The 25,036-nt window shown below is 70.2% G+C and carries 22 protein-coding genes and 1 other RNA gene; 11 read left to right on the forward strand and 12 right to left on the reverse strand.

What is annotated here, in order from left to right; genetic code table 11:
• Positions 1-9: 9 nt before the first annotated feature.
• The 6 genes from RIC31_RS20760 to RIC31_RS20785 form a co-directional block, all read right to left on the reverse strand.
• Positions 10-435, reverse strand: coding sequence for an OsmC family protein (locus RIC31_RS20760; RefSeq protein WP_350112207.1), 426 nt, complete (start codon positions 433-435; stop codon positions 10-12).
• 90 nt (positions 436-525) lie between these two features.
• Positions 526-2,181: an ABC transporter ATP-binding protein gene (locus tag RIC31_RS20765; RefSeq protein ID WP_350112210.1), complete on the reverse strand. Its 1,656-nt coding sequence runs from the start codon at positions 2,179-2,181 to the stop codon at positions 526-528.
• A 4-nt stretch (positions 2,182-2,185) separates the two neighbouring features.
• Complete coding sequence (locus RIC31_RS20770) at positions 2,186-3,247, reverse strand: ABC transporter permease (protein WP_350112213.1); 1,062 nt, start codon at positions 3,245-3,247, stop codon at positions 2,186-2,188.
• Between the two features lie 10 nt (positions 3,248-3,257).
• Entirely contained in the window at positions 3,258-4,214 is a 957-nt protein-coding gene (locus RIC31_RS20775; protein ID WP_350112216.1) for an ABC transporter permease, read from the reverse strand.
• A 138-nt stretch (positions 4,215-4,352) separates the two neighbouring features.
• Positions 4,353-5,717, reverse strand: coding sequence for an ABC transporter substrate-binding protein (locus RIC31_RS20780; RefSeq protein WP_350112219.1), 1,365 nt, complete (start codon positions 5,715-5,717; stop codon positions 4,353-4,355).
• 732 nt (positions 5,718-6,449) lie between these two features.
• Positions 6,450-7,466 (reverse strand): hydroxyacid dehydrogenase, encoded by a 1,017-nt coding sequence (locus RIC31_RS20785; RefSeq protein WP_350112222.1) that lies wholly within the window; start codon positions 7,464-7,466, stop codon positions 6,450-6,452.
• Between the two features lie 176 nt (positions 7,467-7,642).
• Between RIC31_RS20785 and RIC31_RS20790 the strand changes: the two genes are divergently transcribed.
• Entirely contained in the window at positions 7,643-7,930 is a 288-nt protein-coding gene (locus RIC31_RS20790; protein WP_350112225.1) for a hypothetical protein, read from the forward strand.
• 27 nt (positions 7,931-7,957) lie between these two features.
• Here RIC31_RS20790 and RIC31_RS20795 read toward each other — a convergent pair whose 3' ends face one another.
• Positions 7,958-8,698, reverse strand: a complete 741-nt coding sequence (locus RIC31_RS20795; RefSeq protein ID WP_350112228.1) for a DUF3750 domain-containing protein — start codon at positions 8,696-8,698, stop codon at positions 7,958-7,960.
• 40 nt (positions 8,699-8,738) lie between these two features.
• Positions 8,739-10,145, reverse strand: coding sequence for an FAD-binding oxidoreductase (locus RIC31_RS20800; RefSeq protein ID WP_350112231.1), 1,407 nt, complete (start codon positions 10,143-10,145; stop codon positions 8,739-8,741).
• A 230-nt stretch (positions 10,146-10,375) separates the two neighbouring features.
• Between RIC31_RS20800 and RIC31_RS20805 the strand changes: the two genes are divergently transcribed.
• Positions 10,376-11,221 carry a flagellin family protein gene (locus tag RIC31_RS20805; protein ID WP_350112234.1) on the forward strand — a complete coding sequence of 282 codons (846 nt, stop codon included), beginning with the start codon at positions 10,376-10,378 and terminating at the stop codon, positions 11,219-11,221.
• 30 nt (positions 11,222-11,251) lie between these two features.
• Here RIC31_RS20805 and RIC31_RS20810 read toward each other — a convergent pair whose 3' ends face one another.
• Together RIC31_RS20810 and RIC31_RS20815 are read right to left on the reverse strand one after the other, a co-directional pair.
• Positions 11,252-11,791, reverse strand: coding sequence for a cysteine hydrolase family protein (locus RIC31_RS20810; RefSeq protein WP_350112237.1), 540 nt, complete (start codon positions 11,789-11,791; stop codon positions 11,252-11,254).
• Positions 11,776-14,295, reverse strand: a complete 2,520-nt coding sequence (locus RIC31_RS20815; RefSeq protein WP_350112240.1) for a glycosyltransferase — start codon at positions 14,293-14,295, stop codon at positions 11,776-11,778. The genes RIC31_RS20810 and RIC31_RS20815 overlap by 16 nt, the downstream gene beginning before the upstream one ends.
• A gap of 155 nt (positions 14,296-14,450) precedes the next feature.
• Between RIC31_RS20815 and RIC31_RS20820 the strand changes: the two genes are divergently transcribed.
• The 6 genes from RIC31_RS20820 (at position 14,451) to RIC31_RS20845 (ending at position 20,444) form a co-directional block, all read left to right on the forward strand.
• Positions 14,451-14,795, forward strand: coding sequence for a PilZ domain-containing protein (locus tag RIC31_RS20820; RefSeq protein WP_350112244.1), 345 nt, complete (start codon positions 14,451-14,453; stop codon positions 14,793-14,795).
• A gap of 66 nt (positions 14,796-14,861) precedes the next feature.
• Positions 14,862-15,596, forward strand: a complete 735-nt coding sequence (locus tag RIC31_RS20825; RefSeq protein ID WP_350112248.1) for a TerB family tellurite resistance protein — start codon at positions 14,862-14,864, stop codon at positions 15,594-15,596.
• Positions 15,597-15,614: 18 nt separating this feature from the next.
• Complete coding sequence (locus RIC31_RS20830; protein ID WP_350112251.1) at positions 15,615-17,471, forward strand: ATP-binding cassette domain-containing protein; 1,857 nt, start codon at positions 15,615-15,617, stop codon at positions 17,469-17,471.
• Positions 17,468-18,337: a DMT family transporter gene (locus RIC31_RS20835; protein WP_350112254.1), complete on the forward strand. Its 870-nt coding sequence runs from the start codon at positions 17,468-17,470 to the stop codon at positions 18,335-18,337. Before RIC31_RS20830 ends, RIC31_RS20835 begins: the two co-directional genes overlap by 4 nt.
• The gene (locus tag RIC31_RS20840) at positions 18,334-19,038 is read left to right on the forward strand and encodes an N-acetylmuramoyl-L-alanine amidase (RefSeq protein ID WP_350112257.1); all 705 of its coding nucleotides are present in this window, start codon (positions 18,334-18,336) and stop codon (positions 19,036-19,038) included. Before RIC31_RS20835 ends, RIC31_RS20840 begins: the two co-directional genes overlap by 4 nt.
• 152 nt (positions 19,039-19,190) lie before the next feature.
• Positions 19,191-20,444 (forward strand): type III PLP-dependent enzyme, encoded by a 1,254-nt coding sequence (locus tag RIC31_RS20845; protein WP_350112260.1) that lies wholly within the window; start codon positions 19,191-19,193, stop codon positions 20,442-20,444.
• Positions 20,445-20,499: 55 nt separating this feature from the next.
• Here the strand turns inward: RIC31_RS20845 and RIC31_RS20850 are convergent, their stop codons facing one another.
• Entirely contained in the window at positions 20,500-21,150 is a 651-nt protein-coding gene (locus RIC31_RS20850) for a glutathione S-transferase family protein (RefSeq protein ID WP_350112262.1), read from the reverse strand.
• Positions 21,151-21,271: 121 nt separating this feature from the next.
• Here RIC31_RS20850 and rnpB point away from each other — a divergent pair.
• The 3 genes from rnpB to RIC31_RS20865 all read left to right on the forward strand — a co-directional run bounded on the left by rnpB (position 21,272) and on the right by RIC31_RS20865 (position 24,606).
• An RNA gene (gene rnpB, locus RIC31_RS20855) (RNase P RNA component class A) lies at positions 21,272-21,718 on the forward strand.
• Positions 21,719-21,794: 76 nt separating this feature from the next.
• Entirely contained in the window at positions 21,795-22,388 is a 594-nt protein-coding gene (locus RIC31_RS20860) for a PAS domain-containing protein (RefSeq protein WP_350112265.1), read from the forward strand.
• Positions 22,389-22,473: 85 nt separating this feature from the next.
• On the forward strand, positions 22,474-24,606 hold the full coding sequence (locus RIC31_RS20865) for a PBP1A family penicillin-binding protein (protein WP_350112270.1): 2,133 nt from the start codon (positions 22,474-22,476) through the stop codon (positions 24,604-24,606).
• Between the two features lie 25 nt (positions 24,607-24,631).
• Here the strand turns inward: RIC31_RS20865 and RIC31_RS20870 are convergent, their stop codons facing one another.
• Positions 24,632-24,841 carry a hypothetical protein gene (locus RIC31_RS20870; RefSeq protein ID WP_350112273.1) on the reverse strand — a complete coding sequence of 70 codons (210 nt, stop codon included), beginning with the start codon at positions 24,839-24,841 and terminating at the stop codon, positions 24,632-24,634.
• Positions 24,842-25,036: the final 195 nt, after the last annotated feature.

Raw genomic sequence — 25,036 nt, forward strand, 5'->3', positions numbered from 1 at the left:
CGGACACCGTCACCCGCCGGCGGTGTCGACGACCTCGAAGTCGTGGGTGATCTCGGCGGTCTTCGCCAGCATCGCCGAGGCCGAGCAGTACTTGTCGGCCGACAGCTGGATGGCGCGCTCGACCTTGGCCGGCGCCAGGTTGCGGCCCTTCACGATGAAATGCATGTGGATGCGGGTGAACACCTTCGGCTCGGTCTCGGCCCGCTCGGCCTCCATCTCGACGATGCAGTCCTCGACCGCCTCGCGGCCCTTCTCCAGGATCTGCACCACGTCGAACGCGGTGCAGCCGCCGGTGCCGATCAGCACCAGTTCCATCGGGCTCGGCCCCGGGGTCGGCCCGTCCGGCGTCGCCCGGGTTCCCAGGACGATCTTGTGCCCGGTACCGGACTCGCCGACGAAGGTCCGGTCCTCAACCCACTTGATACGCGCCTTCATCGCCGCTCCTCGCCTCGCTTGCCGAACAGGTCGGCGGGCACAGTACGACGCTCCGGGGGCGACGGTGTAGGGGCGTTCTGTACGACGGCGTCAGACGTTGGCGGCGTCGCCGATATTGTCGACCCCCCGCTCCTCCAGCACCGTCGACAGCCAGTTCGGGTCCATCTCCGGGACCGAGGACAGCAGCAGGTCGGTGTAGGGATGGTGCGGCGGCGTGAACATCTCGTTCTTCGGCCCCTGCTCGACCACCTTCCCGCGCCGCATCACCACCACCTCGTCGGCGATCGCACGGACCGTCGCCAGGTCGTGGGTGATGAACATGTAGGCGAGGTTGAGGTCGCGCTGCAGCTTGTCCAGCAGCTTCAGGATCCCTTCGGCGACCAGCTGGTCGAGGGCCGATGTCACCTCGTCGCAGATGATGAAGGTCGGGTCGGCCGCCAGCGCCCGGGCGATGCCGATCCGCTGCTTCTGCCCGCCCGAGAGCTCCGGCGGGTAGCGGTTGTAGTACTGCGAGGGCTCCAGCTCGATGAGGTCGAGCAACTCGTCGACCCGTAGCTTGAGCGCCGCTCCCGACAGCCCTTGGTAGAACTGCGCCGGCCGGCCGATGATCTCGTGGATCTTGACCTTCGGGTTCAGGGCCGTGTCGGCCATCTGATAGATCATCTGCGCCTGGCGGAGCTGATCCTTGCTGCGGTCGCGGTAGCTGGCCGGCAGCTCCTCGCCCTTGAACAGGATCCTGCCCTTGGTCGGGGGCAGCAGCCCGGTGATGCAGCGCGCCGTCGTCGACTTGCCCGAGCCCGACTCGCCCACCACCGCCACGGTCATGCCGGCATGGACGTCGAACGAGACGTCCTCCAGCACCTTGACGGTCCCGTAGGAGGCGTCGATGTCCTGCACCGACACCACCGGCACGGCGTCGCCGCCCGGCCGCGGCTTCTGGTCCCGCTTGAAGCTGCGGACCGCCCACAGGCTCCGGGTGTAGTCCTCCTTCGGGTTGTCGAGCATCTCGATGGTCGAGGACTCCTCGACCTCGTCGCCCTTCAGCAGGACCTTGATCTTGTCCGCCATCTGGGCGACCACAGCGAGGTCGTGGGTGATGTAGATCGCGGCGGTGTCGAACTGGTCGACGATGTCGCGGATCGCCGCCAGCACCTCGATCTGGGTGGTGACGTCCAGCGCGGTGGTCGGCTCGTCGAAGATGATCAGGTCGGGCCGGCAGGCCATCGCCATCGCGGTCATCGCCCGCTGCAGCTGCCCGCCCGAGACCTGGTGCGGATAACGGAAGCCGATCTCCTGCGGGTTGGGCAGGCGGAGCCGCTCGTACAGCTCCATGGCGTCTTCCTGGGCCTCGGTCCGCTTCCGCATCCGGTAGTGCAGCGGCGCCTCGACATGCTGTTCGATCAGCCTGTGCGCCGGGTTGAAGGAGGCGGCCGCCGACTGCGCGACATAGGCGATCCGCGAGCCCCGGAGGACCCGGAGCTCGGCCTCGGTCGACGTCGTCAGCTCCATCCCGTCGAACTCCACCGAGCCGCCGGAGATCCGGCAGCCGCCGCGGGCATAGCCCATGGCGGCGAGGCCGATGGTCGACTTGCCAGCCCCCGACTCGCCGATCAGGCCCAGCACCTCGCCGCGACGGAGCGTGAGGCTGACGCCGTGGACGATCTCGATCCACTTCTCGTCGGAATAGCCCTCGATGCGGAGGTCCTTGATGTCGAGCAGGATGCTCTTTTCGGGTTTCTCTGCCATGTCGTCACTCCTTGATGCCGGCCGAACGCCACAGCATCCAGTCCACGACGAAGTTCACCGCGACGGTCAGCAGCGCGATCGCCCCGGCGGGGATCAGTGGTGTCATCTCGCCGAACGAGATCAGCGTCGCGTTCTCCCGCACCATCGACCCCCAGTCGGCGGTCGGCGGCTGGATGCCGAGGCCGAGGAAGGACAGGCCGGCGATCAGCAGGAACACGAAGCAGAACTCGAGCCCGAACTCGGCGATCAGCGGTGCCGTGGAATTCGGCAGGATTTCTTTGCGGATCAGGTACAGGTCGCCCTCGCCCCGGAGCCGCGCCGCCTCGATGTAGTCCATCACGACGACGTTGCCGGCGACCGCCCGGGTCAGGCGGAAGACCCGCGGCGCGTAGATGATCGCGACGATGATCACGAGAACGATCAGGTTGGTACCGAAGATCGAGAGCAGGAGCAGCGCGAAGATCAGGGACGGGATCGACATGATCACGTCCGCGACCCGGCCCAGGGCCTGATCGAGGTTGCCGCCCTTGGTGGCGGCGAACAGGCCTGCGAAGGCCCCCATGAAGAACGCCAGCAGGGTCGCGGCCAGCGCGAGACCGACCGTGTTCCGGGCGCCGTAGACGATCCGGCTCAGCATGTCGCGACCGAGCTGGTCGGCCCCGAGCAGCATGTTCTCGTCGGCCGGCGCGAAGGCCGAGGCGATCACCTCGGCTTCGCCGTGGGGCGCGATCATCGGCGCGAAGATCCCCATCACGGCGTAGGTGAAGATCACGAACATGCCGAAGGACGCAGTCAGCGGCGCCGTTCGCAGCGTCTTCGCCAACTCCTTGCTGGTGATGTTCACCAGGAACTCCCGGAAGGCGTAGGCGGTCCCCGCCGACAGCGCGAGAGCGCCGGCGCACAGCGTAATGGTCCACAGCGCCGACTCGCCGCCGACGATACCGACCACGAACGAGATCAGGGTCAGCGAGAACAGGGTCATGAACGCCCCGCGGCGGCCGTAGTAGGCGGCGGCGCAGGAGGTGCCGATCAGGAGCGCGTAGTAGCCGATGACGAAGTAATTCATGTCCGCGCCCTCACTTCGGATGCCGCAGGCGCGGGTTCGTCAGGATCGCCCCGATGTCCGCCGCGAGGTTGAGCAGGATGAAGGTCGCCGCGAAGATCAGGCAGACCGCCTGGACTACCGGGAAGTCCCGCTTGCTGACCGCATCGACCAGCAACTGGCCGATGCCGGGATAGACGAACACCACCTCGACGAGGACGACGCCGGTAATGAGGTAGGCCAGGTTCAGCGCGACCACGTTGATGATCGGCGCCCAGGCGTTCGGCAGGGCGTGCCGCACGATGACCTTCCAGGCGGGTGCGCCCTTGAGGCGCGCCATCTCGATGTAGGGCGAGGCCAGCAGGTTGATGATCGCGGCCCGCGTCATCCGCATCATGTGTGCGGTCACGACCAGAACCATGGTGAGCGCCGGCAGGAAGGTCCGGTGCAGCAGGTCCGGAAAACTCATACCCTGGGACAGGCTGGCGATCGCCGGGAACAGCGGCGCCTTGACGGCCAGGTACAGAATCAGGATGTAGCCGAGGAAGAATTCCGGCGACGAGATCGAGGTCAGGGTCAGCACGTTCGCGACCCGGTCGAACAGGGTGTTGCGCAGCAGCGCCACCATGACGCCGAGCACGATCGCCAGCGGCACCGCGATCACCGCGGCGTAGCTGGCCAGGAACAGGGTGTTGAGCAGCCGCGGCCCGATCTTCTCGCTGACGCGTTCGTCGGAGGTCAGGGAGGTGCCGAAGTCGCCGGTGACCGCCCCGGCGAGCCAGTCCAGATAGCGCACCGGCGCCGGCTGATCGAGACCGAGCTTCTCGCGCATCGCCGCCACGTTCTCGGCGGTCGCGCCCTGCCCGAGCACCGCCTCGGCGACGTCGCCGGGCAGCAACTCGACGGCGCTGAAGATCAGGACCGAGATCACGAGGAGCGTGAGGACCCCCAGCCCGAGCCGTTTGAGGATGATGGTCGCAACGTCGCCCACGATATCCCTCCGGTTATTCCGCCCCCCGGGCGGCGTTCTTGTCGATCGTGGCGGGCCCTGGTCGGCGGATGCCTACGCGGTCGCCGGGGCCCGGGTGACCGCGCCGCCCTCAGGGAGCGGCGCGGTCGAGGTCCAGCCTCAGGCGAACCACCAGCGGCTCGGCGCGCGGGCGCCGTCGCATGCCCAGCTGGCGGCGAGATCCGGGCCGTGCATCACGTTCTTGCCCCGTGCGAAGACGAAGTTGTTGAAGAACGGAATGATCGTCCCGCCGTCGTCGCGCATCAGCAGGCTCATCTCGTGGTACATCTCGGCCCGCTTGGCGTCGTCGAGCTCGGACTTGGCCTGCAGCAGCAGTTCGTTGAACCGCGGGTTCTTCCAGCGGCTCTCGTTCCACGCCGCGTCTTCCTTGTAGGCCAGCGTGAACATCACGTCCGGCGTCGGGCGGGCGCCCCAGGACACCGCCGTGAACGGCTTCTTCAGCCAGACGTCCGAGTAGTAGCCGTCGTTCGGCTCGCGCACGACCTTGAGGTCGATCCCGGCCGCCTTGGCGTGCTCGGAGTACAGGACGCACATGTCCACGGCGCCGGAGAACACGCTGTCGGCGGTGTGGATGCTCACCGAGAGCCCCTCGGCGCCGGCCTTCTTCAGCAGCGACTTCGCCTTGTCCGGGTCGTACTCGCGCTGCGGGATCTCGGCCGGGAAGTACGGCTGCACGGGCGCGATATGGAAGTCGTTGCCCATGGTCGCGGCCCCGAACGCGATCTTGTCGATGATCTCCTGGCGATTGATCGACAGCTTCAGCGCGTTGCGGACGTCGACGTTGTCGAACGGCGCGGTGTCGCAGAACATCGGCATGGTGATCGCCGCGCCGGACGGGACGTTGTCCACCTTGATGTTCGGCGAACGCTGCAGAAGCGCCAGGGTCTTGAGCTCGACCAGGGAGATGCAGTCGACATCGCCGGTGACCAGCGCCGTCTGGCGCGCGTTCGGGTCGTTCAGGATGATCATCGTCACCTTGTCGAACCAGGCGCCCTCGCCGTGCCAGCCGTCGTGGCGGCTCAGCGACCAGCTGACGCCGAACTCGCCGTCGTCGATCTTGTAGGGGCCGCAACCGTCGCCCGACTGCCAGTTGATCGTGCCGTCGGCGTTGGCCGGGCAGATCGCGAGGTGGTAGTCGGTCATCAGCCACGGCAGGTCGGCATTGCCGCGGCCGAGCTTGAACGTGACCGTGTGGTCGCCGTCGGCCACGATGTCGGTGACATCGGTCAGCAGCGACTTGGCGGCAGAGGTCGTGCTGTCGCCCCGGTGATGGTTCATCGACGCCACCACGTCTGCCGCCGTCACGGGCTTCCCGCTGTGGAAGGACGCATTCTTGTTCAACGAGAACGTCCACTCGGCGGCGTCCGGGGTCGCCTTCCACTCGGTCGCGAGATCCGGACCGAGCGAATTGTCGGGGTTGATCATCGTCAGATAGCTTCGGTACTGGTGCGCCAGGAAAATCATCTGACGCGTGACGTAGGTCCCCGGATCATGCGTATCCGATGTATTTCCGTCATGGATTCCCCATCGGAACGTGCCGCCTTTCTTGGGGGCAGCCAGCGCCTTGTCGACCCAGAGCCCGGACGCCGTCGACGCGGCAAGTCCCGCTGCCACTGAGTACTTGATGAATTCCCGACGCGGCAGCCTGCCCTCCCGGGCCGCCTTTTCCATATTATTCATGAGTTCTTGGTTGTTCTTGCCAGTCATGATGCCTCCTTAAGTCAACATGATCCCGGGAGATGACTCCTCCCAGTCTCATTCGCAATTCTTTCCCAGAGTGGATTATTCAAATTTTGCATTTTTGAATTGTCCCGTCAAAACTTTGCGCACAAGCAATGTTTCCGGTGACTGACGCGGCCTGCCCCGCATACTGAAAAGCGTCCACGCCAGCTGTTCCGGCAGCCGGAGTCGCCCCGCGCCGGACCGCCGGCAGCAGGAGCACGGACCCGTCGCAGTCTGTCGGGAAATTGCTTTACTTGGCGGCGGCGAAACGGAGTGCACCCCCGGACATTCCGGGCGCCGCAGGCTCGGTCCCCGGGATCCCGGGAACCGGCCGTGCACATGGCCGGCCTATGCTGACGACCGGGTCGTCGACCTCAGCCTGCAGCTCGACCGGCCGACGCGCAGTCCGGTCTGCAGGCCCGCACGCACCGACGCCCGGAGAGCAGACACCGCCGGCAGGCTGTCCCCGCGCCCCTACCCCTCGGCGAGGATCCGCATGGCGCGCTGCTTGGTGCGCTCCCAGGCCTCGGGGTTGCGGATGTTCTCGGGCCGCTCGCCGCGGAACACGCCCAGCATGGTGCGGGCCACGGTCGCCGCACTCTCCTTCATGAAGCCCGCGGTCAGGCCGCCGACATGCGGCGACAGCAGGATGTTGTCGAGCGCGCACAGCGGGTTGTCCGGGCCGACCGGCTCGACCTCGAACACGTCGAGGGCGGCGGCCCGGATGCGACGGTCGCGCAGCGCCCTATGCAGGGCGTCCTGGCTGACGATCCTGCCGCGGGCGGTGTTGATCAGGCAGGCATGCGGCTGCATGGCCGCGAACGCCGCGTCGTCGAACAGGTGATGGCTACCGTCGTTCAGCTCGGCATGCACCGAGACGTAGTCGGCGCGCCCCAGCAGGTCCTCCAGCCGCTCGACCTTCTCGACCCCCAGCTCGTCCATGGTCGCCCGGTCGACATAGGGGTCGTAGGCCAGCACGGCCATCGAGAACGCGCCCTGGCACTTGCGCGCCATCTCGCGGCCGATCTGGCCGAGCCCGACGATGCCGAGGGTCGAGCCCTCCAGGTCGCGGATGGTGTTGCCGGCGCCGAGCCGGTCGCTCCAGCCGCTGCCGGACCGGGTCATGGCGTCGTGCTCGAGGCCGTGGCGCGACAGGCTCATCATCATGAACAGCGCATGCTCGGACACCGGCACCTTGCCGAAACCCGGGTTGTTCACGACCGCGACACCGCGCTCTGTCGCCGCCGAGATGTCGATGGCGTCGGTACCGCGGCCGGACGAGCAGATCACCAGCAGATCCTCGGCCGCGGCGATCACCTCGGCGTCGACCTTGTTCGGATAACGTCCGCAGATGCCGTGGGCACCCCGCGCCGCCGCCAGCACCGCCGCCCGGTCGGGACTCAGCAGCAGCTCGACATCGGCATGCTCGCGCAGATGCGCCTCGCCGCCCGGATGATACAGCGGGTCGATCAACAGAATCTTGTGGCGCATCGGAAACCTGTCGGGATTGGCCGGCGGGCGCGGCGGAAGGACGCCGACCGTAGCGGCGGCCGTCCTCGCCGACAAGCGGCCTCCGGCCAGGCGGTCTTGACCCACGTCAACGCCGGCACTCCGACGCTGCGTCAGGATGACAGTTCGATGACAACGAGACACCCAGGGAGGCGACCGTGCTCACCTTCGAGGACTGCATCGCCCTGACCGACCTCACCGAGGACGAGATCGCGGCGATCGCCGAGCATGAACATCTGCCGGCCATCGTCGCCGCCGAACTCGGCAACTACCTAGTGCACGATTCCGCGGGCTGCCCGGCGATCCGGCGGATGATTCTCGACGACATCGACTCGGCCAGGGCGCGCGGCGACACCCGGCACGCGCTCGCCCTCAAACTGGTCCTGAAGCACTTCGTCGAGACCCATCCGGACGCCGTTTCGGCGACCACCGGGACCGGGGCGTAGTCCGGCGTCTTCCGGTCAGGCCGGCGGTCAGGGATCGACGCCGATCCGCCCCAGAGCCGGCAGCCGCAATGCCGGACTCGCCACGTCCAGCCCGACCGACAGGCCGAGGATGTTGATCTCCACGCCCTCCTCCGGCGACAGGATCAGCCCGGCCAGCCCGAACAGCGACAGCTGGACCCCGCCGCCGCTGGGCGCCCGGCCGACGATGCCGTCGAGCTCGCGATAGTCCTTGCCGATCGCCGTCGGCGGCAGGTCGAGCCCGAGCGCCGGCACGGAGCGCGCCACATGGGCCGTGAAGGTGTTGCTGTTCGGCCCGGGATAGCTGCGGTAGCGCTCCGGGAACGGATAGGACGCGACCGCCGCCTCGATCCCGGGGATCAGCGCGGCCGCCGCGTCGCCGCGCCGATCCGCCAGCAGGCGCGGGCGCTGCCCGTACCACATGGCGTCGGGTGCGGCGTAGTTGCGCCGGACCACCCGGCCGCCGCCCCAGCCGACCACGTCCCAGCGGGTATAGGCCTCGCCGCCGGCCGGCTTGGTGACGATCCAGGTGTGCACCGCCACCACACCGCGCCAGCCCCAGGTCTGGGCGGCATAGACCTGGACGACGGCGCGCGGCTCGTCCGCCGGATCCGGCGCCAGCCCGCTCGGCGCGCGCGACGCCTGGTGCCACGGCACCCCGGCCCAGGAATGCCCCGCACTCTTGATCAGCACCGGCCCGACCAGGGCGACGGCCGCCAGTCCCATGGACAGCTTGGCGAGAACGCTCATCCACCCACCCGCGTCATTCGATGACGCTACAGATGGGGTGTCAGTTCATCCGGAACAACTTGCCCGGGTTCATGATGTTGTCCGGGTCGAGCGCCTGCTTGACCGCCCGCATCACCGGGATCGCCTCCGGCAGCTCGGCCGCCAGGAAGTCGATCTTGCCGTAGCCGACGCCGTGCTCGCCGGTGCAGGTCCCGTCCATCGCCAGCGCTCGCAGCACCATGCGGTCGGCATGCTCCTTGGCACGCCGCATCTCGTCCTCGCTCGACGGGTCGATGACATAGACCAGGTGGAAATTGCCGTCACCGACATGGCCGACCAGCGGCGCGTACAGCCCGGTCTCCTCGAGGTCCTTCTTGGTCTCGACGATGCACTCGGCCAGCCGCGAGATCGGCACGCAGACGTCGGTCGGCCAGCCCTTGGACCCCGGCCGCTGGGCCAGCGCCGCGTAATAGGCGTTGTGCCGCGCCTCCCACAGCTTGGTGCGATCCTCCGGCTTGGTCGCCCATTTGAAGTCCGTGCCGCCCATCTCCTGGGCGATGCCCTCGACCGTCTCGGCCTGCTCGACCACGCCGGCGCTGGTGCCGTGGAACTCGAAGAACAGGGTCGGCTTCGGCTCCAGCCCCTCCAGCTTGGAGTGGGCGATGCAGGCCCCCATCTGGGCGTCGTCCAGCAGTTCCACCCGAGCCACCGGTACGCCGGTCTGGATGGTCAGGATGCAGGTGTTGACCGCGCTCTCCAGATCCGGGAACTGGCAGACCGCCGCCGACATCGCCTCGGGGATGCCGTAGACCCGGAGCTGAACCTCGGTGATCACCCCGAGGGTTCCCTCGGAGCCGACGAACAGCCGGGTCAGGTCGTAGCCGGCCGCCGATTTCTTGGCGCGCCGGGCGGTCCGCACGATCCGGCCGTCGGCCATCACCACCGTCAGGCTCATCACGTTGTCGCGCATGGTGCCGTAGCGCACCGCGTTGGTGCCCGAGGCCCGGGTCGCGCTCATGCCGCCGATGGTGGCGTCGGCGCCGGGATCGATCGGGAAGAACAGCCCGGTGTCGCGCAGGTGCTCGTTCAGCTGCTTGCGGGTCACCCCGGCCTGCACCCGCACGTCGAGATCGGCGGCATTGACCTCCAGCACCGCGTTCATCCCCGAGACGTCGATGCAGAGGCCGCCGCGCAGGGCCGCGACGCCGCCTTCCAGCGAGGTGCCGACCCCGAACGGGATCACCGGCCACTTGTTGGCGGCGCAGATCTTGACGGCCTCCGACACCTCCTCGGTGCTCTCGGCGAAGAACACCGCGTCCGGCGCCACCGTCGGGTGGTAGCTCTCGTCGGTGCCGTGCTGGCGGCGGATCGCCTCGCCGGTCGAGATCCGGTCGCCGAAGCGCGCCCGCAGGGCCGCGATCGAAGAGTCGCGGGCGGTGGCGTTGGAGGGAACGGCGTCGACCTTCATCGTCAGGTTCTCCGGTTCGGCGGTCGTGATGGGGTGGACAACAGCGGGTAGGCCGCAGAATGCCCCGCCGCCGCCGCCGGGTCGAGGGCGACCGGCATATTGCCACGACGGCCGCCCGGATTGCCGGATCGGCCCCGGGCGTCTATATTCAGTCTGGCTGCAAAACGCAGCGCCCAAGGCCCGGAACAATCCACCGGGCGACTGACGACGACAGGCCGAAGGTGGGGACCATGGCCATCGATTCGTCTGGATCCGGAAGCGGCACGGTCTCGATTCTGCGGGACACCATCACGTCGCTCCGGGGTCTGGATACCATCAACCGGATCAATCCGACCGCGCCCGATCAGGATCGGCCCGCGCCGGAGGATACCGTCCGGATCTCCGACTCCGCGACCACCGACCCGCGGCAGGCCGAGCAGCAGCAGCTCGACGACCTCCGGCAGGGGCTCAGCGACGCCTCGGCGACCGCCACGGTCGCCCTGGCCGGAGCCCAGTCGGTGTCCGGCACGCTCGACGAGATCGGTTCGCGGCTGCGCGAGCTCAGCGACGAGGGCCTGTCGGCCGAGCGCCGCGCCACCCTCGCCGGCGAGGTCCAGCAGTTGGCGCGCCAGGGGCTCGAGGCGATCGAGCAGTCGAGCTTCAACGGCGTGAACCTGATCGACGACCAGCGCGACGAGGATCTCGAGGTCGTCGCCGACCGCGAAGGCGCCACCGAGACGATCCGGGACCAGAACCTTCGCCCGGCCCTGGAGAATCTCCAGGAGTTGAATCTGGATACGGCGGAGAGCGCCCAGGCCGCGCTCGGCGGCGCGTTCGAGGAGGCCCGGACCGTCACCGATACGGCGGTGCGGCAGCTGACCGAGGACACCGGACGGGTCGGCGACCGGATCGCGGCGGTGCAGGACCAGCAGATCGACCTCGCCGCGACCGACGAAGGCGTCGACACCAGGCTCGACGCCGAAGGCGCCCAGTCGACCGCCGAACAGCTCTCGACCCAGCTTCAGGCCGCCCTCGACGGCGAGAATTTCGGGGTGGTGAACCAACGGCCCGCGACCCTGTCCGGCCTGTTCCGCTGACGCTCCGGGTCGCCCGCCGGGCGGCCTGAGCTAGCCGACCGGTACCTCGGCGCACGGCACGACCATGGCCGGGCCGGCAGGGGCGATGAAGTCGGCCCAGACCGCGTTGTGATGCTCGATGATCTTCGCTGCCGACAGGTAGGGCCGGTCGGCGGTGGTGTGCCCGTCGGCCGGAACCACGGTCGGGATGCCGCGGGCCAGCGCACTGCGCACCGTGGTGTCGACGCAGTAGTCGGTGGCGCAACCGGTGACGATCACGCGCTCGACACCGCGGGCCGCCAGCACCTCGTCGAGCGAAGTCCCCAGGAACGAGTCGCAGGCGGTCTTGTGCACCACCACGTCGCCGTCGCGCACCTCCAGTTCGGGCAGCAGGTGCCAGCCGGGGGCATCCGGATGGTGCGGATCGCCGTCCGGCCCGTCGTGCTGGACGAACACCACGGTGCCGTCGGCGGCGCGGACCCGGGCGGCCAGCCGGTTCAGCCGCTGCACCAGCCCGGCGGTATCGTGGCGCGGGCTCGCCTGCGTGAACGAGCCCTGCTGCATGTCGATGACGATCAGCGCTTGCCGCATGCGTCTGGCTCCCGGGGCGGCTGGGTGGCGGCGACCGGCCGCGGCGGGAAGGCGAGGTCGTAGGCCTTGCCCTCCGGGTCGATCGACAGGTTCGGGTTGTACCACGGATCGCGGTCGAGCAGATCGCCCCAGCGCGCCCGCATGACCGCGGTCTCGGCCTCCCAGCGCGCCAGCTTCGCCGCCGTCATGTACGGCCCGCGGGTCGCCGATTCGTGGTGCAGCAGCCGGGCGAACGGGGTCCACAGCGTCCGGTAGCCGGCGGCGCCGGCCCGCAGGCACAGGTCCATGTCGGAGTAGTCGACGGTGAGGCGTTCGGCGTCGAACCCGCCGACCGCCTCGAACACGTCCCGCCGGATCGCCAGGCAGGCGCCGGTCACCGCGCTCATGGTCTGGACGATGGCCGAGCGCCCGAGATAGCCGTCGTCGGCATCCGGCCGGCCGACGTCGACGTGCCGGGCGACGTAGTCGCCGGCCAGCACGACGCCGCCATGCTGGACGGTGCGGTCCGGGTACAGCAGCTTGGCGCCGACCGCGCCGACCTCCGGCCGGCAGGCCTGCCGCACCAGTTCGTCGAGCCAGCCGGGATCGCACGGCTCGACGTCGTTGTTCAGGAAAACCAGCACGTCGCCGCGGGCCGCCGCCGCCCCGTCGTTCATCAGGGCCGAGAAGTTGAACGGCCCGGGCCGCGACAGCACCCGCACCCGCGGGTCGCCGGCGATCTCGCGAAGCCAGGCCAGGGTCTCCGGCCGCTCGCTGCCGTTGTCCAGCAGGATCACCTCGCACACCGGGTAGTCGGTGGCATGCAGGACCCCGTCGACGCAGCGGCGCAGCAGCTCGAGGCGGTCGCGGGTGGCGACGATCATGCTGGCGAGCGGCGGCGGGTCCGGCAGCGGCCGGACGATCCGGTACCAGCGGTCGGTCTCGACCAGCCGGACATCGGGGTGCCGGCGCGCCAGGTGCTCGGCTACCGCCCGCCGGGTGGCGGCCACGGCGTAGGGCTTGGCCTCCATGGTCAGGGCCGTCGACCCGGCGATCGCCCGCCAGTGATAGAGCGCCCGCGGCAGGTGCCGGACCCGCTCGACGCTGCTGTTCTCCATGACCCGCAGCAGCAGGTCGTGGTCCTGGCTGCCCTCCAGGCCGACCCGCAGCCCGCCGACACGGTCGACCAGGGTCCGGCGGTAGACCGCGAGGTGGCAGACATAGTTCTGCGCCAGCACCCGGTCCTGGTCGTAGTCCGGCTTGAAATGCGGTCCGAAGCGCGAGCCGGTCTCGTCGATCTTGTCCTCGTCGCTGAACACCAGGTCGACCGCCGGATCCGCGACGATCGCCGCCGCGACATGGTGCAGCGCGTGGGGATGCAGCATGTCGTCGTGGTCGAGGAACGCCACCCATTCGCCCTCGGCCGTGGCCAGGGCGGAGTTGGTCGCTGCCGAGATGTGACCGCGCGCCGGCCGCCAGGTCACCAGGGTCCGGGGGTCGCGTTCAGCAGCCGCCGCCAGAACCGCGCGCACCGCCGGGTCGTTGGAGGCATCGTCGGCGATCCGCAGCCGCCAGTGCGGATAGGACTGCCGCTCGACCGACGCGATCGCCGCCTCGAGGATTCCCGGCGGCGGATCGCAGACCGGAACGACCACGGTGATGACCGGCGGCGCCGGCCACCCGGCACGGATCGCCGCAAGGGCCTCGGGATCGTCGACCTCGTAGGCGGCGAGCCATTGCTCGTAGCGGCTGCGCGCGGCTCGGGCCCAGGGAAGGCCGGCCCGTCGGCCGACCAGCAGCGCGCGTTCCGGCGGCTCGGCCCGGGACTCGAAGCCGGCCAGCGCGCGGGCCACGCCGGCGGCGTCGCCGACCGCGACCTGGGCCTCCGCGAGCGCCAGGGCCGCCTCGTCGTCGCCCGGGTCGATGCATTGCCAGCGCCGGCACTCGACCGGTGCCTTCGTCAGCCAGGCCAGATCGGCCGCGGCCTCGACCTGTGCCGGCGCCAGCATCAGGGCGCGCCGGACCAGGACGACCGCCCGCTCGGGGAATCCCAGGCGCACGCTCGCCCGGCACAGCCGGTCCCAGGTGCCGGGCCGCATCGGGTCGAGCACCGCCGCCCGGCGCAGCGAGCGCTCGCCATCCGCCCGGGTGCCGACCAGCGGCAGCATCACGCCGAGATTGTAGGTCGCGTCCGGGTCGCCGGGGCGCAGCACGGCCTGGCGCCGCAGGGCGACCGCGGCCTCCTCCATGCGGCGGGCGCCGTGGCAGGCGTTGGCGAGCGCGGCGTGGCGCTCGGGATCGCCGGGGTCCAGCCTGGCCGCCGTCCGGAACGCCAGGACGGCATCGTCGATCCGTCCGGCGCGCCGCAGCAGGACCGCGAGATTGGCATGCGCGACCGCAACCGACGGCCAGCGGGCGACGACTCCCTCGAATGCGGCGATCGCCGCGTCCACGGGGGCCTTGGACGCCAGCTCGGCGGCGGCGGCGAAGGCCGCCGGCAGGGTGACGCTACTTTCGGATGCCATGGTCGTTGTCGCGATACCCGGTTCGGCCGGCACCCCTCATACAGGTGCCGCCGGCGATGTTCACCTGGATTCCGGCCATTAACCGTTCCTTCACGCGCCCGCCCCTATGGTGCCACGTATTACGGCACGGACTTTCTCGGCAAAGGTGAGTCGGCATGTGGGCGGCGATCAAATCGGCATTGAGCGGCGGCGACGAGCGCCGGGTGGCGACGCGCGTCACCGCGCTCGGCACGGTGCACATCGACAGCCGAACCTACCCGCTCGAGAACTGGAGCGCTTCCGGCGTGCTGTTCAGCGGACATGACGGCCGGCTGGCGAAGGGCCAGCGCTTCAAGCTGCGGGTCGAGGTCCAAGGCGATCGCGGGCCGATCGAGTTCTCGGCCGAGGCGGTGGTCATCCGTACCGCCGGCGACAAGCTGGCCGCCCAGTTCTTCATGATCGACAAGGTGAAGAAGCGCATGATCATGGAGTACTTCGCCAGGGTTAACGGCGGCCGTTGACCCTCGCCGGCTCGGACGCCAGACTCCGCCCCCGACCAGGGGATTGCGGAACGGACCGGGTCAAGCGTGAGTATCTGGGGAAAGATCATCGGCGGCGCGGCGGGCTTCGCGCTCGGCGGCCCGATCGGGGCATTGCTCGGCGTGGTCGGCGGCCACGCCATCGACCGTTTTGCAGGACCGGACGAGCCCAAGGACGAGGACGCGGCCACCCGCAAGGTGGCGTTCACCATCGGGGTGATCGCGCTCGGCGCCAAGATGGCCAAGGCCGACGGTGTGGTGACGCGCGACGAGATCGCGGCGTTCCGCGAGGTCTTCCAGATCCCGCCTGAGGAAACCCGCAACGTCGGCCGGATCTTCGACATGGCCCGGCGCACCAGCGACGGCTTCGAGGCCTATGCCACCCAGATCGCGCGGCTGTTCAACCCCGGATCGCCGGTGCTGGAGCAGTTGCTCGGCTCGCTGTTCCACATCGCCCGCGCCGACGGCGTGGTGCATGAGAAGGAAATCGAGTATCTCCGCAACGTCGCCGCCATCTTCGGCTTCGACGATCTTGCGTTCGAACGCCTGCGCGCCATCTTCTCCGGCGACGCCGGCAACGACCCCTACTCGATTCTCGGCGTGGCAGCGGACGCCGACGACAGGACCATCCGCGACGCCTACCGACGCCTGGTGCGCGAGCATCACCCCGACCGCCTGATCGCCCAGGGCCTCCCCGAGGAGGCCGTGGCGGCGGCGACCGACAAGCTGGCGCGGATCAACGGCGCCTGGGACCGTATCAAGCAGCACCGAAACCTGGTGTGAACCAACTGGTCTGACGAAATGGCTTCACTGAGCGACAGGGCGACCCCGCCGGCCGTCGCGCTGCGCGGCGCACAACTCGGCTTCGGCGGCCGGCCGCTGTTCACCGGCGTGGACCTTCCGGTCGCCAAGGGCGAGCGGTGGTGCCTGGTCGGGCGCAACGGCTCCGGCAAGTCGACGCTGCTGAAGGCGCTGTCCGGCGAGATCGAGATCGACGGCGGCGAGCGCTTCGTGCAGCCCGGCGCCCGCATCGCCTACCTGCCCCAGGACCCGCGGCCGCCGGCCGGCCAGCTGGTCTTCGACTATGTCGCCGGCGGCCTGCCGCCGGCCCCGGAAGGCGTGCCGCAGGACCATCTCGTGGAGGCCGCCCTGGCCGGGCTGGTACTCGACGGCGGACGGTCGATGGGCACGCTGTCGGGCGGCGAGGCGCGGCGGGCGGCACTGGCCCGCGCCCTGGTGTCGGCGCCCGACGTCCTGCTGCTGGACGAGCCGACCAACCATCTGGACCTGCCCACCATCGAGTGGCTGGAGCAGGAGCTGGCGCGCAGCGAGGCCGGCCTGCTGATCATCAGCCACGACCGCGCCTTCCTGCGCCGGCTGGTGAACCGCACCCTGTGGCTGGAGCGCGGCGAGCTGCGCCGGCTCAACGGCGGCATCGACGAGTTCCCCGACTGGGCCGACCGGGTGCTGGCCGACGAGGAGGCGCAGGCCCACAAGCTGAACCGCAAGATCGCCGAGGAGACCCGCTGGCTGCGCGAGGGCCTTACCGCCCGGCGCAAGCGCAATATGGGCCGGGTGCGCTCGCTGCTCGGCCTGCGCCGCGACAAGGCCGAGCGCATCAAGCGCCCGGAGGGACTCAAGCTCGACGCCGGCGACGCCACCCGCAGCGGCAGCCTGGTCCTGGAGGCGATCAACCTCTCGAAGGTCTACACCGACGACCGCGGCATCGAGAAGACGGTCGCCGACGGCATCTCGTTCACCGTCCGCCGCGGCGACCGGATCGGGGTGATCGGCCGCAACGGCGCCGGCAAGACCACCCTGCTGCGCATGCTGCTGGGCCGCGAGGAGCCGGATTCCGGCCGGGTGAAGACCGGATTCGGGGTCGAGGCCGTGTATTTCGACCAGAAGCGCGCCCAGCTGAACCCCGACGACACCCTGTGGTCGACCCTCTGCCCCGGCGGCGGCGACACCGTCGAGGTGCGCGGCAAGCCGCGGCACGTGGTGTCCTACCTGCGCGACTTCCTGTTCGAGGACCGCCAGGCCACCGCCAAGGTCGCGACCCTGTCGGGCGGCGAGCGCAACCGCCTGCTGCTGGCCAAGCTGTTCGCCCAGCCGCACAACCTGCTGGTGCTCGACGAGCCGACCAACGACCTCGACGTCGAGACCCTGGACCTGCTGCAGGAGGAACTCGCCGACTACGACGGCACCATCGTGCTGGTCAGCCACGACCGGGATTTCCTGGACCGCACGGTGACCTCGATCCTGGCGGTCGAGGGCGGCGGCGGGATCCGGGAATATGTCGGCGGCTACAGCGACTACGCCGCCGAGCGCAAGCGCACCGGCGCCGACGATCCGCTTCCCGGGGCTCGCCCGAGCCGCCCGGCCAAGGCCGCCGAGCGACCGAAGTCGAAGGCCAACAAGCTCAGCTACAAGGACGCCCGCGAGCTCGAGCAGCTGCCCGGCCGGATCGCCGCCCTGGAGGCCGACATCGCGGCCCTGGAGACGGCGCTGGCCGACCCGGAGCTGTACGGCCGCGATCCCAAGCGGTTCGAGGCCACCACCGGCAAGCTGGCGGCCGCCCAGCAGGCATTGGCGGCGGCCGAGGACCGCTGGCTCGAACTGGAGGCCCTGCGCGAGGAACTGGAGGGCGTCTCTTGAGGCCGATCGACCTGCTGGCGGCGGTCGCGGTCAACCTGGCCTGGGGGCTCAACTTCACGATCGCCAAGCTGGGGGTCGCCGAACTCCCGCCGATGCTGATGATCAGCCTGCGCTACGGCCTCACGGCGCTGCTGCTGGTACGCTGGCTGCGCTGGCCGCGTGGCCAGTTCCGGCAGATCCTGGCGCTGTCCTTCGTCCTCGGCTTCCTGCACTTCTCGCTGATGATCACCGGCCTGGCCGGGATCGATTCGTCGGTGGCGGCGATCGCCGTCCAGGCGCAGGTGCCGTTCGCGGCGATCCTCGCCTTCGTGTTCTTCAAGGACGCGATCGGCTGGCGGCGGGCTGGCGGCATCGCCCTGGCGCTCGGCGGCATCGCGGTGCTGGCCGGCCAGCCGAGCGGCACGTCCGACCCGCTGTCGCTCGCCATGGTGATCGCGGCCTCGCTGGTCTGGGCGGTGTCGTCGATCCAGGTCAAGAAGCTCGGCTCGATCGACACCCTGGTCCTGAATGCCTGGATCGCCCTGCTGGCCGCCCCGCAGTTGCTGGTCGGCTCGCTGGTGTTCGAGGGCGACCGCTGGGCGACCGTGCCGCAGGCCGGGATCTGGGGCTGGATCGCCGTCGTCTACATGGCGGTCGCCGTCACCGTGTTCGGCTACGGGATCTGGTATCGCCTGCTGCTGCGCTATCCGGTGACCACGGTGATGCCCCTGTCGCTGCTGGCGCCGACCTTCGGGGTGCTGTGCGGCATCGTCCTGCTCGGCGAACCGGCGGACCCCGCGAAGCTGCTCGGCGCGGCGATCACGCTCGCCGGCGTGGCGGTCGTCATCCTGGCGCCCCGCCCGAAGCCGCCGGAGCCGGCGACATGAGGATCGTCGAGCGTCCCTCGCCGAACCACGGCCCGCGCCGCGCCGGCGCCGCCGCCGACGTCCTGCTGCTGCATTATACCGACATGACGCGGGCCGCCGACGCGGTCGACCGGCTGTGCGACCCGGCAGCCCAGGTCAGCGCCCACTATGTGGTCGGCGAGGACGGGACGGTCTGGCGGCTGGTGCCCGAATCGGAGCGGGCCTGGCATGCCGGGGTGGCCTGGTGGGCCGGCGACGGCGACGTCAACTCCCGCTCGATCGGCATCGAGATCGCCAACCCGGGCCATTCGCACGGCTACCGCGGATTTCCCGAATCGCAGATGGCTGCCCTCGAATCGCTGTGCCAGGGGATCCTGTCGCGCCACCCGATCCCGCCGCATCGGGTGCTCGGGCATTCGGACGTCTCGCCGGGCCGCAAGATCGACCCCGGCCACCTGTTCGACTGGCGCCGGCTGGCCCGCGCCGGAGTCGGGCTGTGGCCGGAGGAGCCGGCGACGGCCGACCTGTCGCCCGAGGACCGGGTCGAGGCGCTCGCGGCGATCGGGTACCGCACGGAAGGCCGCGATCCCGGGCACCCGACGAACCGCTCCGCACTGTTCGCGTTCCGCCGCCACTGGTGTCCAGGAACCCTGGAACGGCCGTTCGACAGGCACATGGCCGGCGTGCTCGTTTCGATACTCGCCGAAATAAAAAAAACCTGAAAAAGCCGTTGCGCCCTGGGGGGATAGAGCATATCTATCGATGACTGACGCGTGCGCACGTGCCGCTGGCCCCATAGTGGTTACGCAACGACGAGGCGTCTCTTTTCACAACCCCGGCCTTCGATGGCCGGTTGTCGAAGGGGGAACCCACGATGCTGCGACCCGAAACGGGCCTAGAGGCCCGTCGTCGTCACTACTCCGACATCGCTCCGTCCACCCCGGCCGCCCGGCCGGCCCTCAGTCTCGTGCCGGCCACCGTGCCGCCGCGGGGCGAGCCGTCCGAGGCGATCCGGCGCTTCTTCGCCGAGACCCCGCATGAGCACCCGGTGCTGGCGGTCGACCTGTCGATCGTCGAGTGGAACTACCGCTCGCTGGCGCTGGCCCTGCCCGACACCCAGATCTACTACGCGGTGAAGGCCAATCCGGCCGACGAGTTGGTGGATCGCCTGGCGGCGCTGGGCAGCCATTTCGACGTGGCCAGCCGCGGCGAGATCGAACTGTGCCTGTCGCGCGGCATCCCGGCCGAGCGGCTGTCCTTCGGCAACACCATCAAGAAGGAACGCGACATCGCCTTCGCGCACCAGGTCGGCGTGCCGATGTTCGCCGTCGACTGCGAGGCCGAGGTCGAGAAGGTCGCCCGGGCCGCCCCCGGCGCGGCGGTGTTCTGCCGCATCCTGACCTCGGGCACCGGCGCCGAATGGCCGCTGTCCCGCAAGTTCGGCTGCACCCTGGAGATGGCCCGCACTGTGCTCCTGCGCGCCGCCGAGCTGGGGCTGAAGCCGCGCGGCGTGTCGTTCCACGTCGGCTCGCAGCAGATCGACCTCGGGCAGTGGGATATCGCGCTCGCCGAGACCGCCGAGCTGTTCGACGAGATGGACCGCCACGGCATCAGCCTCGACCTGATCAACCTGGGCGGCGGCTTCCCGGCCCGCTACCGCGAGAACGTCGCCGGTGCCGAGGCCTATGGGGCGGCGATCCGCTCGGCCCTGGTCCGGCATTTCGGCGACCGCGCCATCGAGACCATCGCCGAGCCCGGCCGCGGCCTGGTCGGCGACGCCGGGGTGATCCGCTCCGAGGTGGTGCTGGTGTCCCGCAAGGACGCCAGCGAGGATACCCGCTGGGTGTTCCTCGACATCGGCAAGTTCTCCGGCCTGGCCGAGACCATGGACGAGGCGATCAAGTACCGGGTCACCACCGAGCACGACGGCGGGGCCGACGGCCCGGTCATCCTGGCCGGCCCTTCCTGCGACAGCGCCGACATCCTGTACGAGAAGGCGAATTATCGCCTGCCGCTCGGGCTGGAGGCCGGCGACACCGTGCTGATCCTGGCGACCGGCGCCTACACCTCGACCTACTCCTCGGTCGGCTTCAACGGCTTCCCGCCGCTGGAAACCGTCTGCCTCTGACGACGATCGCGACGGCGCCCCGGCTCAGTCCCGGGGCGCCGCCGTCTTCCCGCCCTCAATCGTCCACCGTCTCCAGCACCGTGCGGGTCGCAACCGCCGACGGCCGCTGCCGCATGCGCTCCAGCCAGGCCTCGATCCGCGGCATGCCGGCCAGCAGCTCCCGCCCCGGCCCGGTCTCCGCGAAGTAGACCATCATCGGCATGGCATGGGTGTCGGCCAGGGTGACGGCGTCGCCGGCGAGGAAGGCCGCGCCCTCGGGCATCAGCCGGTCCAGCGTCTCCAGCACCAGCCGGGACTGCGCCAGTCCCTGCTCCATCGGCAGCCGGCCCTGCGCGTGGTCGCGCGAATGCACGATGAACACCGTCCACACCATGGCCGGGTAACCGTAGGCATCCATGATCCGCATCGCCTGGGACATCCGACCGACACCGCGGGGATCGGACGGCGTCAGCGGATGCTCGGGATAGGCCGCCTCCAGGTAGCGCAGGATGGCGTCGCACTCATACAGCTCGAACGCGCCGTCGCGCAGGGTCGGGATCTTCCCGAACGGCTGCATCGCCCGGTACCAGTCGGGCGGCCCGCCATCCTGGAACGGATCGACCTCGTGCAGCCGGTAGGGCAGCCCCTTCTCCTCGAGCGCCAGGCGCACCGAGCGGACATAGACGCTGGGCGCGAAGCCATAGAGATCGAACGGCTGGTCGGGCATCGGACGCTCCTGCTGTCGCTCCAGCGACATGCTAGGCCAGGCGGTGCCCATCCGCATCCCGGGCGCCGATCGCGCACGCGACTTGACCGGCGTCGCCCGCATGCTAAGTCCTGGCCACGGATCAGACGGTCGGACGGCCGCCGGTCCCGGCCCTTCGGGTGTCCGGGGCGGGAGGAAAGTCCGGGCTCCACGGGAACACGGTGCCGGGTAACGCCCGGCGGGGGCGACCCCAGGGAAAGTGCCACAGAAAGCAAACCGCCCGCCCGACCCGGACCTCGGTCCAGATCCGGCAGGCAAGGGTGAAAGGGTGCGGTAAGAGCGCACCGCGCCGCCGGTAACGGCGGTGGCAGGGTAAACCCCACCGGGAGCAAGACCGAATAGGGATGGCCGGCCGCGGTCCTGGAAACGGGGCCGGCGGCAGACGCGTTCCAGCGTCGTCGTCCGGGTAGGTCGCGCGAGGCGGTCGGCAACGACCGTCCCAGATGAATGGCCGTCACCCGCCGGCAGGTCCCGGGCGACCGGGACACCGCGGCGGGAACAGAACCCGGCTTACAGACCGTCTGATCCGTGATTCAATCGGCACCCCGACCGCTCCGCGCGGGACCTTAATCGGATCTTAACCATGGTCCGGCGAAGCTGCGGTCATGGGCGGTCTTATGGACATGATCGCCGACCCCGAGCACCGGGCGCTGTTCGACTGGTGGCTCTCGGCCCGCGGCGCACGCGAGATGCCTTCCCGATCGGATTTCGATCCGCTCGACCATCCCGGCTTGCTGCCGCGCCTGTTCATCGTCGACGTCAACCCGCTCCCGCCGCACTTCCGCTACCGGCTGTGCGGGACCGAAATCGACGAGCAGCAGGGCTACCCGATGACCGGGCGGACCTTCGAGGACCTGTTCGAAGGCGAGCTCTACCGCTTCACCCAGGAGCGGTTCGCCGACGTCGCCTTCCACCGGCGCATCAGCTACCACACCACGTATTTCACCAACGACAATACCGCCAAGCGCTCGCGCTTCACCCGGCTGCTGCTGCCGATGTCGGAGGACGGCGACCGGATCGACACCGTGCTGGGCAGCCGCACCCGGGTCAGCGACTTCCGGCGCAACTTCGACGAGCTGGACCACGACGCGAAGATCCGTCGCCGGTACGAGATCGCCGTGGTGCCGGCGGCCGAGGCCGACCGGGCCGAGGCGACGGCGCTGGAGCGCCCGGGCTGCCGCGGCCGGACCCCCGCCTGAGCCTGCGCCGGGACCGTCCGGCCCGCGCAACCTCCGAAGCTCCGGGGGCGTTCCTCCCGCGCCAACCGCGCGCGAGGCCCGCCGAATGCATCCGATCCGCTTCTTCGCCACCCGGCCGCGGCTGACCCGGGGGCTGGTCCGCGGCGGCCTGATCGCGGCCGGTGCCTTGGCGCTCGGTGCCGTCGCGCTGCTCATACTGCTGTGGACCCTGCCGCTGCCGGGCAGCTTCCGCGAACCGGACCGGCTGGCCCTGGCGATCCTCGACCGCGACGGCCGGCCGCTGGCCCATCGTGGCGTCAGTCCAGCCGGAACGGTCGAGCTGTCGACCCTGCCGGCCCACCTGCCCGCCGCCTTCGTCGCCTACGAGGACCGCCGGTTCCGGGGCCATCCCGGCATCGACCCGATCGGGATCGCCCGCGCCGCGGCCGCCAACCTCGCCGCGATGGCCTGGCGGGAGGGCGGCAGCACCCTGACCCAGCAACTGGTCAAGAACACCTATCTCACGCCGGAGAAATCCCTGGTCCGCAAGGCCCAGGAGGCGGTCATCGCGCTCTGGCTGGAGCACCACCTGTCCAAGGACGAGATCCTGACGCGCTACCTGAACGCCATCTATCTCGGCGCCGGTGCCCATGGCGTCGATGCCGCCGCCCGGCGGTACTTCGGCAAGCCTGCCGCCGAAGTCACCCTGGCCGAGGCGGCAATGCTGGCCGGGCTGGCCCAGGCACCGTCCCGCACCGCACCGACCGCGTCCCTCGAGGCCGCCCGGCGCCGCGCCGCCCTGGTGCTCGACGCCATGGTCGAGACCGGGGCCGCAACCCCCGGGCAGGCCGCCGCCGCCAAGGCCGCGCCTGCCGTGCTGGCGGAGCCGCCGGTACCGCCGGCCGCGACCGCCTGGGCCGCCGACTGGGCGGCCGCCGAGGCGCGTACCGCCCTCGGAGAGGTATCCGGCTCGGTCGCGGTGCGCACCACCATCGATCCCGGCCTGCAGGCGACGGCGGCCGCCCTGGTCCGGCAGTTCCTCGCCGACCAGGGCGCGAAGGCCGGCGCCGGGCAGGCCGCCCTGGTCGCGATGCGGCCCGACGGCGGGGTGCTGGCGGTGGTCGGCGGCGTCGACCACGGCGCCTCCGAGTTCAACCGGGCGGTCCAGGCCCGCCGGCAACCAGGTTCGCTGTTCAAGCTGTTCGTCTACCTCGCCGCCCTGGAAGCCGGGGTTCGGCCAGAGGACCGGCTGGAGGACCGTCCGGTGACCGTCGGCGACTGGAGCCCGGCCAACTACTCCGGCCGGTTCCACGGCACGGTGACCGTGCGCGAGGCGTTCGCCCACTCCTACAACGCCGCGTCGGTCCGGCTTCAGGAGCAGGTCGGCCGCGACCGGGTGATCCGGCTGGCCCGCTCGATGGGAATCGACAGCCCGCTCGCCGCCAACCCGAGCCTGGCGCTCGGTACCAGCGAAGTGTCGCTCGCCGAGATCACCGGCGCCTTCGCCGCGGTCCGTGCCGGCAAGGCCGCGGTCCGCCCGCGCATCGTCGAGAGCCTGGTCACGGGCAGCGGCACGGAACTGGCGGCCGCGCCGCCCCCGGCCGACGCCGCCACCTGGCCGCGGGCGGCGATGCTCGGCCTGCTGCGCGCGGCGGTCGACGAGGGCACCGGGCGGGCGGCCGGCCTGTCGGTGCCGGCCTACGGCAAGACCGGCACCACCCAGGACAACCGCGACGCCTGGTTCGTCGGCTTCGCCGGGGACCTGGTGGTGGGGGTCTGGGTCGGCAACGACGATGGCCGGCCGATGAAGGACGTCACCGGCGGCGGGCTGCCGGCCCGGCTATGGCACGCCTTCATGGTCGAGGCGCTGCGCGGCGACGGCGGATCGGCCGGGATGCCGGTCGCCGCCCTGGAGGACAAGCCGGCGATCACCGGCCCGGCCCAGGTCATCGACACCGGGACCGTCGAGGTCGCCGGCCGGCGCCTGCGCCTGTTCGGCGTCTCCGGGACCGACGGTCCGGCGGTGCAGGCGATGAACGACTACATCGGCGACCGCGAGGCGCGCTGCCGGCCCGCCGCCGGCGAGCGGTACCGCTGCGAGGTCGACGGCTGGGACCTGTCCGAGGTGGTTCTGTTCAACGGCGGCGGCCGGGCGACGCCGGATGCGCCGGCCGGCTATGTCCGCGCCGAGCGGAAGGCCCGCAACGCGCGCCGCGGCATCTGGGCCGGCGACGGCTGATCCCGGCTTTCGCCGGCGGCACCGCCTATTCCGGGTTCTTCCAGGTACCGGTCTTGGCGTTCGAGGCGCTCGGGTTCTGGCCGGTCGACGGGCTGCCGCCCTCGGTCCCGAAGACCTTGCGGCTGTCCTTCTCCAGGCCCTCGATGGTGTTCGTGCAGGCCGCGAGCGCCGGCCCCAGGACCAGCGCCGTCGCCATCGCGAGGGCGAGGCGGCGGGCGACGGGGGACTTGGTCATCGATGCACTCCCTTGGATCAGCGGGCACCGGACGGCCCGCGGCGCGTCCGGAACGCCCGGGCCGGCCTGTGGTTCCCGGCCGAATTGAGAACATTACATGAACAGTAAATCCAAGCGACTGTTCCTGCCGGATCTTTTCAGACGCATTGCGTGTTCTTCCGACCACTTCGGGAACGACGGCGAAACCCGGTTTTC

Origin of the sequence: Thalassobaculum sp. (assembly GCF_040219615.1) — a bacterium.
Classification (GTDB): domain Bacteria; phylum Pseudomonadota; class Alphaproteobacteria; order Thalassobaculales; family Thalassobaculaceae; genus Thalassobaculum_A.